Origin of the sequence: Streptomyces sp. NP-1717, assembly GCF_022695985.1 — a bacterium.
Lineage (GTDB): Bacteria > Actinomycetota > Actinomycetes > Streptomycetales > Streptomycetaceae > Streptomyces.
Map to the genome: position 1 here is coordinate 1 of NZ_JAAPBF010000244.1, position 10,745 is coordinate 10,745.

10 protein-coding genes are annotated in these 10,745 nt (G+C 72.0%); 6 read left to right on the plus strand and 4 right to left on the minus strand.

Annotation, left to right across the window (positions count from 1 at the left end; translation table 11 throughout):
• The first annotated feature begins 127 nt into the window (after nucleotides 1-127).
• Together GXP76_RS30670 and GXP76_RS30675 are read left to right on the plus strand one after the other, a co-directional pair.
• On the plus strand, nucleotides 128-1,564 hold the full coding sequence (locus GXP76_RS30670; protein ID WP_242574883.1) for an amidohydrolase: 1,437 nt from the start codon (nucleotides 128-130) through the stop codon (nucleotides 1,562-1,564).
• A 56-nt stretch (nucleotides 1,565-1,620) separates the two neighbouring features.
• Nucleotides 1,621-2,262 carry a uridine kinase gene (locus tag GXP76_RS30675; protein WP_242574884.1) on the plus strand — a complete coding sequence of 214 codons (642 nt, stop codon included), beginning with the start codon at nucleotides 1,621-1,623 and terminating at the stop codon, nucleotides 2,260-2,262.
• Nucleotides 2,263-2,293: 31 nt separating this feature from the next.
• Here the strand turns inward: GXP76_RS30675 and GXP76_RS30680 are convergent, their stop codons facing one another.
• From GXP76_RS30680 to GXP76_RS30695, 4 genes are all read right to left on the minus strand, one after another.
• On the minus strand, nucleotides 2,294-3,247 hold the full coding sequence (locus GXP76_RS30680) for a carbohydrate kinase family protein (RefSeq protein ID WP_374363192.1): 954 nt from the start codon (nucleotides 3,245-3,247) through the stop codon (nucleotides 2,294-2,296).
• Nucleotides 3,244-4,152 carry a pseudouridine-5'-phosphate glycosidase gene (locus GXP76_RS30685; RefSeq protein ID WP_242574885.1) on the minus strand — a complete coding sequence of 303 codons (909 nt, stop codon included), beginning with the start codon at nucleotides 4,150-4,152 and terminating at the stop codon, nucleotides 3,244-3,246. The genes GXP76_RS30680 and GXP76_RS30685 overlap by 4 nt, the downstream gene beginning before the upstream one ends.
• A gap of 67 nt (nucleotides 4,153-4,219) precedes the next feature.
• On the minus strand, nucleotides 4,220-4,762 hold the full coding sequence (locus GXP76_RS30690; protein WP_242574886.1) for a methylated-DNA--[protein]-cysteine S-methyltransferase: 543 nt from the start codon (nucleotides 4,760-4,762) through the stop codon (nucleotides 4,220-4,222).
• Between the two features lie 60 nt (nucleotides 4,763-4,822).
• Nucleotides 4,823-5,731, minus strand: a complete 909-nt coding sequence (locus GXP76_RS30695) for a glycerophosphodiester phosphodiesterase family protein (protein ID WP_242574887.1) — start codon at nucleotides 5,729-5,731, stop codon at nucleotides 4,823-4,825.
• 235 nt (nucleotides 5,732-5,966) lie between these two features.
• On the opposite strand from GXP76_RS30695, the gene GXP76_RS30700 reads away from it, so the two are divergent.
• The 4 genes from GXP76_RS30700 to GXP76_RS30715 all read left to right on the plus strand — a co-directional run.
• Nucleotides 5,967-6,887, plus strand: a complete 921-nt coding sequence (locus tag GXP76_RS30700) for an MHYT domain-containing protein (protein WP_242574888.1) — start codon at nucleotides 5,967-5,969, stop codon at nucleotides 6,885-6,887.
• A gap of 40 nt (nucleotides 6,888-6,927) precedes the next feature.
• Nucleotides 6,928-9,048: an excinuclease ABC subunit UvrB gene (gene uvrB, locus GXP76_RS30705; protein WP_242574889.1), complete on the plus strand. Its 2,121-nt coding sequence runs from the start codon at nucleotides 6,928-6,930 to the stop codon at nucleotides 9,046-9,048.
• A 184-nt stretch (nucleotides 9,049-9,232) separates the two neighbouring features.
• Nucleotides 9,233-9,799: a TerD family protein gene (locus tag GXP76_RS30710; protein WP_242574891.1), complete on the plus strand. Its 567-nt coding sequence runs from the start codon at nucleotides 9,233-9,235 to the stop codon at nucleotides 9,797-9,799.
• A gap of 157 nt (nucleotides 9,800-9,956) precedes the next feature.
• Nucleotides 9,957-10,745: TerD family protein (locus tag GXP76_RS30715; protein ID WP_242574892.1), on the plus strand; the 789-nt coding region annotated here is incomplete at its 3' end.

A 10,745-nucleotide genomic window follows, 5' to 3' on the forward strand; every position in this document is an offset into this window, starting at 1 on the left:
GGGCTGTCACGTGCGGATTCACTGTGGCAAGCGCCCGTAACGCGACCCCGCCGGAACACGTACCCGGGCCGGAAACCACCCGCACGAGCGCAAGGCCGCCGCACCTCGCGCGCAGTACGTTGCTGCGATGACCACCGCTCCCGAGAGCCGGCCCGCCGATATCGTCATCACGGGCTGCACCACGCTGACGCACGGCGGCACCGGCGGCACCGGCGACGCCGCCGACCCCATGGACCCGAGCGATCCCGCCACCCCCACCCCTAGCGCGACCGCGGGGGACATCGGCTTTCTCGGCAACAGCGCGATCGTCGTACGCGACGGTCTCATCGAGTCGATCACCACCCCCGAGGCCGTCGCCGATCTGCCCGCCGTCGAGCGCATCGACGCGCGGGGGCTGCTCGCCATGCCCGGACTGATCAACTGCCATACGCACACACCGATGGTGGCCCTGCGCGGCATCGCCGAGGACCTGCCGATCGAGGAGTGGTTCAACGACTGGATCTGGCCCATCGAGACCAACCTCACCGACCGCGACATCGAACTCGGCGCCCTGCTCGCCTGTGCCGAGATGATCCGGGCCGGCGTCACCACCTTCGCCGACCACTACTTCGCCATGGACAGGGTCGCCGCGGCCACCGAGGCGAGCGGGCTGCGGGCCAACCTCGGCCAGGGGTACTTCTCCAGCGAGGGCGCCGCCGGTCTGGAGCGGTCCATCGACCACGCGCTCCGGCTGCGGGGCGCGGCAGGCGGGCGCATCACCACGTCCCTGGCGCCGCACGCCCCGTACACGGTCGATGACGGTGATCTGGCCGCGACCGCCGAACTGGCCCGCGAACACGGTCTGTTGGTCCATATTCACGCGGCGGAGAACAAGGCGCAGACGGCTGCCGCCGTCGCCGCGACCGGCCGCACGCCCATCGAGACCCTGCACCGTGCCGGACTGCTCGACGTCGACGTGCTCATCGCCCACGGCACCGGCCTGACCGACGGCGACCTCGCGGTACTCCGGCGCGGCACGGGGCGCGTCGCGTTCGCCACCGCGCCCAAGGGCTATCTCAAGTTCGGCTGGGACCCGACACCGCTGCGCGCGCTGGCCTCGATCGGTGTGCCCGTCGGTCTGGCGACGGACGGGGCGGCGTCGAACAACACCCTCGACGTCTGGGAGAGCATGACGCTCACCGCGCTGACCCAGAAGTCGTCGGAGCGCGACCCCGCCTGGCTGACCGCCCGTCAGGCACTCGACCACGCCACCACCCAGAGCGCCCGCGCGGTGGGTCTCGGTGACCGGGTGGGCGCCCTCGCTCCGGGACGGTGCGCCGATCTGATCCTGGTGGACCTCACCGGACCGCACACCCAGCCGGTGCACGACCACGCGGCGACGCTCGTGTACAGCGCGCGCTCCGCCGATGTGCTGACCACGATCGTCGACGGGAAGGTCCTGATGCGCGACCGCAGGCTCCTGACGCTGGACGTATCGCGGATCGTCGGGGAACTGAACCCCAGGCTCCCGGCGTTGACCTACCGCGGCCACGGCCGCCGTATCCAGGACTACGACCCCGCGTAGCCGCGGGAGGAAGCTCTCGTGGCCCGGGGGACCCACCGCTGGACCATGATGGGACGGTGAGACTCGAAGCGATCACCTGGGAGCGGCTGACCGACGCGCTGGCGGGGCGTGTGCTGGAGACCGAGGCCGGCGACGGCGGTCCCTGGGTGCGTATCGCCGTGGACGGCGCGCCCGCCGCGCAGCCCGGCGTACCGGCCGGGGCGCTCGCCGACGCGCTGCGGCTCCGGGGCCGCTCGGTGCTGGTCGTGGGGACCGGCGGCTTCCTGCGGCCCGCGTCGCTGCGGTACGAGTACGGGCGGCACGACCCCGACTCGTACTACGACGGCTGGTTCGACACGGGCGCCCTGTGGCGGGAGGTGTTCGGGCCGGTGGAGGCGGGCGGGACCGGCCGGGTGCTGCCCGATCTGTGGGATCCGGCGACCGACCGCGCGACGCGCAGCGAGCGGGTCGAACTCCCGCCGGGCGGCGTGCTGGTGGTGCACGGCCCGCTGCTGCTCGGACACTGGTTCCCGTTCGACCTCACGGTGCATCTGCGGCTGTCGCCGGCCGCGCTCCGCCGTCGTACCGATGAGAGCGAGCGGTGGACACTGCCCGCCTTCGAGCGGTACGAGCGGGAGGTCGGCCCGGCGGAGGCGGCCGACGTCGTCGTGCGGGCGGACGATCCGCGCCACCCGGCCTGGGCGCTCCCGCCGGCCTGAACCGCGTCCGCGCGGTGGCCGTCGCCAGGTGTCACGGTGCCGGTGGCCGTCCGCCGGGCAGCGCGACCGACAGGGCCCCGGCGCGGCAGCCGGCCCCGGCGGCCGTCACCGGGTCGGCGCCCGCCAACAGGGCCGCCAGGAAGCCGCCGTTGAACGCGTCGCCCGCCCCGGTGGAGTCGACGGCCCGCGCGGACTCGGGCGGCACGCGCGCCGTCACCGCGCCGTCCGCCGCCACCAGCGCGCCGTCCGGTCCCAGCGTCACCACGACCAGCGGGAACCGGCGGCTCAGCTCGGCCGCCGCCTTCTCCGCGTCCGGGACTCCGGTGAGCAGCCGGGCCTCGTCCGCGTTCGGCAGGAGTACGCCGACCCCGTCGGCCGCCGACAGGAACCGGTCGGCGCCGAGGTGCGCGAGGAAGCCCGCCGACGCGGGGTCCACGCTCACCGGGACGCCGCGCGCCGTCGCCGACTCCACGGCGGCCCGCACCGCTCGGCGGCTCACCGGGGCGAAGAAGAGATAGCCGGAGATGTGCAGCCGCCCCACCCCGTCGAGCAGCGAGGCCGACCAGTCGGCGCTGTCCAGGCGCAGGACGGCCCCGCTGTCGGTCAGGAAGGTGCGTTCGGCGGAGGCGTCGACCAGCGAGACGACGGTGGCGGTCGGCGCTTCGTCGTCGACGACGAGAAGCGGCCGGACGCCCGCCGATACGAGCTGCGCCGCGTGCCAGCGCGCGGAGTCCGCGCCCACCCTGGCGAGCAGCCGGACGTCCGCGCATCCCGAGGACACCGCCCAGCACGCCGCGTTGGCCCCGGCGCCGCCCGGCAGGGTGCGGATCTCGGCGGCGGTGTCCGTGCCGTGCGCGAGCGGCGTACGGTGCCGGGCCACCACGTCGGTGACGACGTCACCGACGATCAGCAGCGCACCCGCGCCGCCACCGGGGCCGGGGTCCTCGGCGGCCCGGGCGCCACCGGCGGGGCCCGGAGCGCTCACCGCGCCGCCGCGATCAGCGCCGCCAGCCGCACATTGCCGCGTACGGCCGCCAGATTCGCCTCCAGGGAGGCGCCGTCCGTACGCCGCATCAGCTCACCCAGCAGGAACGGTGTCACCGCCTGCCCGCCGATACCCCGCTCCCGGCACTGCGCCAGCGCCTCGGCGAGCACCCGGTCGTGCAGCCGGGGATCGAGCTGCTCCGCCTCCGGCACCGGGTTGGCGACGATCAGCGCGGCCTCCGGCCCGCCGAGCGCGTCCTGGGCCGCCATCACCGCCGCGACCTCCTCCGGGGAGTCCACGGTCCAGTCGACGGGCTCACCGGACGACGTCAGGTAGAAGCCGGGGAAGTGCTCCGTGCCGTACCCGAGGATCCCGACGCCCAGGGTCTCCAGGCGCTGCAGGGTCGCCGGTACGTCGAGGATCGACTTGACGCCCGCGCAGACCACCGTGATCCGGGTCTCGGCGAGCAGCCGCAGGTCCGCCGACTCGTCCTGCGCCCGGTCCCAGTCGCGGTGGACGCCGCCCAGGCCGCCGGTCGCGAAGACCCGGACACCGGTGCGGGCGGCGAGGAACGCCGTCGCGGACACCGTCGTCGCCCCGCTGGCTCCTGTGGCCAGCGCCGGCGCGAGATCGCGGTGGCCCAGCTTGCGGACGGAGGGGTCTCCCGCGATCCGCTCCAACTGGTCCTTGTCCAGGCCCACATGGGCCCGGCCGTCCAGCACGGCGACGGTGGCGGGGACGGCGCCGCCTGACCGCACCAGTGCTTCCAGCTCCTCGGCGACGGCCAGATTGCGCGGTCGCGGCAGACCGTGCGCGATGATCGTCGACTCCAGGGCGACGACGGGCCGGTGCGCGTCGAGCGCGTCCCGGACCTCGGGGGACAGCAGCAGTGTCGTGTCAGGCATGTCCCATCCCTGGCACGGGACAGGGCCCCGCAAACGTCCCCCCGCCGCCGGGAGCGGGGACGGGCCGTCAGAACAGCGGCGCGGGCAGCACGCCCTCCAGCGCCAGCAGTTGGCGCTTGGTCTCCAGACCGCCCCCGAAGCCGCCCAGTTTGCCGCCGCTCTCCACCACCCGGTGGCACGGCACGACGATCGGCAGGGGGTTGGACCCCATCGCGGCGCCGACCGCCTGTGCCGCGCCCGGACTGCCCACCCGGTCGGCCAGATCCCCGTACCCGACGACCGTGCCGTACGGAACGCCCGCCGCCAGTTCGCGCAGCACCTGCCGGTTGAAGCCGCCCGACAGCGACCAGTCCAGCGGCAGCGCGAACTCCCGCAGGGTGCCGTCGAAGAAGGCCGTCAGCTGACGTATCGGCTCGGCCAGCCGGCCCGCCGGATCCTCGACGGGCTCGGCGCCGAGCCGGCCCCTCAGCTGCCGAAGTGCCGCCTCCCGGCGCTCCGTCGTGGCGTGGAAGACAACTGTCACAAGTCCTTCACCGGTGGCGGCCAGCAGCAGTGGGCCGATGTCGCTTCCGACGACGGCCCACTCCACCGACTGCGCGTTGCTGTCCATGCCGACAACGCTACGGCCAGGGTCTGACAACGGTCCTCGACCCCGCACCGGCCCCGCTCGTCAGCCCACCGCGTCCCGCACCACGTCGGGGTTGTTGGTGATGATGCCGTCCACACCGAACCCGTCCACGCGCAGCGCTCCCGCGGCGTCGTTGACCGTCCAGGTGTTGACCTGGAGCCGCTTGCCGTTCGCGCCCTTCAGCCGGTGCACGGCGGCCACGTACTCGGCGGTGAGCGAGGAGTGATGCGGGTTGATCTGGTCGGTGAACTTCGCGTACGACGGCAGGTCGGCCACCGCCGGCGTACCGAGAAAACCCGTGATCACGTCGGGCCGCTGCTCGTGCACGGCCTTCACACTGTCCGCGCCGAAGCTCTGGATGACGAGCTTGTTCCGCACGTGCGCGCGGTCCAGCCAGCCCTCGGCGCGCAGGACCCGCAGGATGTCCTTCTCGATGCCCGGGTAGAGCTCGGGCGCCTTGATCTCCAGAAGAAGCTTCTGCCGGTTCTCCTCGACGGTGTCCAGGTACTGCTTCAGCGTCGGCACCCGCGCGCCCGCCCACTCGGCGCCGAACCAGCTGCCCGCGTCCAGCCGTGCGATCTCTGCGGCGGTGAAGTCCTTCACATTCCACGGAGCGCGGTCGGGGAACACCTGCTCGACGTCGGTGGTGCGCTTGAGGTCGGTGTCGTGCAGGACCACCAACTCGCCGTCCTTCGTACGCTGGACGTCGTTCTCCACCCAGTCGATGCCCAGGTCCTCGGCCTTGTCGACGGCTGCGAGGGTGTTCTCCGGCGCGTAGGCGGAGGCGCCGCGGTGCGCGATGACCAGCGGATCGGCGCCGTGCCGGGCGGAGACGGGGGACGTCTCCGGGGCCGTGACGCGCGGCGCGGCGGCCGACGTGGTCCCGGGCAGGACCAGCGCGGCGGCTCCCAGCAGCGCGACGGCCGTGGTCACTGAGGTGCGTGCGTACACGTGGACTCCTTGCGTCGATCGATCACAGACGGGCCGAGAGTGACAGCCGGCGGCCAACACGCGACAGGCGAAGGTTGGCCACAACGTGAACGGAATGCGCCCGGGCAGGCCCCGGAGGCGGTCTCCAAGTCGACAAAACGGTGGCCTGATGTTTGCTTGCCGTGCCGCTGGCCATACCCTCGCCCCCGAACCAACGCTTCGGCAGACGGCTCCCCAGGAGCGAAGGGCGTACCGCATGCAGGGCACCACCGACGGATTCAGTTACGGCCTGATCACCCCCGTGGCGGCCTTCCTCATGGCCTGTCTCGGCGGCGCTCTGGGCCTGCGCTGCGCCATCAGATCCCTGCGTACACCGGAACCCGGACGCAAGGCCGGCTGGCTCGTGCTCGCCGCCGTCGCGATCGGCTCGGGCGTCTGGACGATGCACTTCATCGCCATGATGGGCTTCGCCGTGGCGGAGACCCCGGTCGCCTACGACCCGGCCACGACCTTCGCCAGCCTCGCCCTCGCGATCGTCATGGTCGGCGTCGGCATCTTCATCGTGGGCTACCGCGGCACGACCACGATGGCCCTGATCACCGGCGGTACCGTCACCGGTCTCGGCATAGCGAGCATGCACTACCTGGGAATGGCCGGAATGCGGCTGGAGGGCCGCGTCGAGTACGACACCCTGACCGTCGGCGGCTCCGTCGTGATCGCCGTCGTCGCTGCCACCACCGCGCTCTGGGCCGCCGCGTCCCTCCACAGCCTCCTCATGAGCCTGGCGGCCAGCGTGACGATGGGCGTCGCCGTGACCGGGATGCACTACATGGGCATGGCCGCCGTGCACGTCCACCTGAACCCTCCCGGCGCCGTCGCCGAGGGAGCCGAAGGCGCCGAATCGGCGGCGACACTGCTGGGCCCCATGCTGGTGGGGCCCGGCGTCTTCCTGCTGCTCGCGGCCGTCGTGGTGATCTTCGACCCGCTGATGGTCACCGGCAGCCAGGGGCCGCCCGCCCCGCCCCGGGGGCCGGGGCGGGGCCGTGGCCCCCAGGGGCGCGCCCTGCCCGGTGTACCGGCCCAGCGGGCCCGGCCGGAGCCCACGTACGGGCAGAGCGCCGACGAGGCGGTCTCCGGGCCGTCCGGGGGCGGGTCGCGGGGCGTCCACGACTGGTGATCCACACCCGACTGTCAGTGGGTGGTCGTACGGTGGATGCATGCGGCCAGTTTCCAAGATCGAACGTACTTCGGCGCCTTTTGAGGTCATCAGCTCCTACGAGCCCAGCGGCGACCAGCCGACGGCGATCGCGGACCTGGAGCGCCGCATCCGCGCAGGTGAGCAGGATGTCGTGCTGCTCGGTGCGACGGGCACCGGCAAGTCGGCCACCACGGCCTGGATGATCGAGAAGCTTCAGCGCCCCACCCTGGTGATGGCCCCGAACAAGACGCTGGCGGCCCAGCTGGCGAACGAGTTCCGCGAGCTGCTGCCCAACAACGCCGTCGAGTACTTCGTCTCGTACTACGACTACTACCAGCCCGAGGCGTACGTCCCCCAGTCGGACACCTACATCGAGAAGGACTCCTCGATCAACGACGAGGTCGAGCGGCTGCGCCATTCGGCGACGAATTCGCTGCTCACCCGCAGTGACGTGATCGTGGTCGCCTCCGTCTCCTGCATCTACGGTCTCGGTACGCCCCAGGAGTACGTGGACCGGATGGTGCCGCTGAAGGTCGGCGAGGAGTACGACCGGGACGAGCTGCTGCGCCGCTTCGTCGACATCCAGTACACCCGCAACGACATGGCGTTCACGCGCGGCACCTTCCGGGTCCGCGGCGACACCATCGAGATCTTCCCGGTCTACGAGGAGCTGGCCGTCCGCATCGAGATGTTCGGTGACGAGATCGAGGCCCTGTCCACCCTGCACCCCCTCACCGGCGAGATCATCAGCGACGACCGGGAGCTCTACGTCTTCCCGGCCAGCCACTACGTGGCGGGTCCGGAGCGCATGGAGAAGGCCGTCAACGGCATCGAGCGCGAGCTGGAGGAGCGCCTCGCCGAGCTGGACAAGCAGGGCAAGCTCCTGGAGTCCCAGCGGCTGCGCATGCGCACCACGTACGACATCGAGATGATGCGCCAGATCGGCTCCTGCTCCGGTATCGAGAACTACTCGATGCACTTCGACGACCGCTCGCCGGGTACCGCGCCCAACACCCTCCTCGACTACTTCCCCGAGGACTTCCTGCTGGTCATCGACGAGTCGCACGTCACCGTGCCGCAGATCGGCGCGATGTACGAGGGCGACGCGTCCCGCAAGCGCACGCTGGTGGACCACGGCTTCCGGCTGCCCTCCGCGCTGGACAACCGCCCGCTGAAGTGGGAGGAGTTCCTGGAGCGCGTCGGCCAGACCGTCTACCTGTCGGCCACCCCGGGCAAGTACGAACTCTCCCGCGGCGACGGCCACGTGGAGCAGATCATCCGCCCCACCGGGCTCGTCGACCCGGAGGTCGTCGTCAAGCCCACCGAGGGCCAGATCGACGACCTGGTGCACGAGATCCGCGCCCGCACCGAGAAGGACGAGCGCGTCCTGGTCACCACCCTCACCAAGAAGATGGCCGAGGACCTCACCGACTACTTCCTCGAACTGGGCGTGCAGGTCCGCTATCTGCACAGCGACGTCGACACACTGCGCCGTATCGAGCTGCTGCGCGAGCTGCGCGCGGGGGAGTACGACGTCCTCGTCGGCATCAACCTCCTCCGTGAGGGTCTCGACCTCCCCGAGGTGTCGCTCGTGGCGATCCTCGACGCCGACAAGCAGGGATTCCTGCGCTCCGGCACGTCGCTGATCCAGACGATCGGCCGCGCGGCGCGAAACGTCTCGGGCCAGGTCCATATGTACGCGGACAAGATCACCCCGGCGATGGAGCAGGCCATCGACGAGACCAACCGCCGCCGCGAGAAGCAGATCGCGTACAACACCGAGCGCGGTCTCGACCCGCAGCCGCTGCGCAAGAAGATCAACGACATCGTCGCGACCATCGCGCGCGAGGAGGTCGACACCGAGGCGCTGCTCGGCACGGGCTACCGCCAGGGCAAGGAGGGCAAGCCGGCGAAGGCGCCGGTGCCCGCGCTCTCCGGCCGGGCGGGCAAGGCGGGCAAGGCGGGCGCGGTGGTCACCGACCGGCCCGCGGCCGAACTGGCCGGAATCATCGAGGAGATGACCGAGCGCATGCGCGCGGCGGCCGCGGATCTGCAGTTCGAGGTGGCCGCGCGGCTGCGCGACGAGGTGAGCGAACTGAAGAAGGAGCTGCGGCAGATGAGGGAAGTGGGACTCGCCTGACGCGGTGTGGCGTGGTGTGTTGCAAGACCGACACAAAAACGGCCGAAGTCTCCTGCGCTGTCCGAGTGACTGCGTAGGGTACTGGACAACCGCACACATGGACGGTTGCGGGGGAACTTCCGAGAGGGGACAGCGCGTGGTGGACGTATCCAAGGGCAGTGCGCCCGGGGGCCCTGGGGTCAACCTGACCAAGGGTCAGGCCATCAGCCTGGAGAAGAGGGGCGGCGGCACGCTGACCGCGGTGCGCATGGGGCTCGGCTGGCAGGCCGCCCCGCGCCGTGGTCTGTTCGGGTCCCGTACCCGTGAGATCGACCTGGATGCCTCGGCCGTGCTCTTCGCCGACAAGCAGCCGGTCGACGTCGTCTTCTTCCGCCACCTTGTCAGCGACGACGGCTCCGTACGGCACACCGGCGACAACCTCGTCGGCGGCGCCGGACAGGGCGGCGACGACGAGGCGATCCTCGTCGATCTGCAGCGGGTTCCGGTGCACATCGACCAGATCGTCTTCACGGTGAACTCGTTCACCGGCCAGACGTTCCAGGAGGTGCAGAACGCCTTCTGCCGCATCGTCGACGAGACCAACGGCGACGAGCTCGCCCGCTACACGCTCGACGGCGGCGGCCAGTACACCGCACAGATCATGGCGAAGGTGCACCGCGCCGGATCCGGCTGGCAGATGACCGCCCTGGGCAACCCGGCCAACGGCCGGACGTTCCAGGACCTGATGCCGGCGATCCTGCCGCACCTGTAGGCACGGCACCCGCCAGCGCACGCGCAGCTCCCGGAGGCAAGGCCGCCGGGAGCTGCACCGCTTGGCACCGCACGACGAACAGCCCGGCGCGGCGACGCGACACCACGAACGACATCACTACGGGGCACCACGCGTGACCGACGAGGGGACAGAGGCGATGACGGCCGAACTGGTCCGGGGGCAGAACCATCCCTTGCCCCACAGCCGACTGGAGATCCGGGTGACGGCCGGAGCGCCGGTCCTGGCGTGCGCCACCCTCGGCGACGAACGGGGCAGGGTCCTCGGTACCGAGTGGATCGCCCACCCCGGCTCGTCCACCCTCCCCGGCATCGAGGTGTCCCGGCAGGCCGCCGCCGGGCTGCGGTTCCACGTCGACCTGGAGGCCGTGCCCGACCGCGCGCATCTCGTGCACATACTGCTCGCGCTCCCCGAAGGGGTCGGCGGACCGGCCAGGTTCGGCACCACCGCCTCCCCGTTCGCCGCCGTCACCGCCACCGACGGCACGGAGATCGCCAGCTTCACCATCACCGGTCTCGAGGCGGAGTCCGCCGTCATCGCCCTGGAGCTCTACCGCAGGCAGGGCGCCTGGAAGGTGCGTGCCGTCGGCCAGGGTTACGCGGGCGGGCTCGCCGAGCTCCTGGGCGACCAAGGTGTGCCGCAGGCCCGCGAGTTCGCCGCCGGGATCCAGGAAGCGGTGGCCCGGCACATGGCCAGCGCGATCCAGGCCCCGCTGACCGGCACTCCGGACGGCGTACGGGTTCGGGCCGACGGAGCCGCCACGGCCACCCAGCCCGGCCAGACGGCCACCGGCGCCGCGGGGGCGGCGGCCCCGGCCGGCGCGGGCGTACCGACCGGGCCCGGCGCCACGCCGCACCAACTGCCGGGCACCCCCGGCCAGCAGCCGGGCGGCCCGGCCGACGGCCAGGGCCAGCAGCCGGCCGCCGCC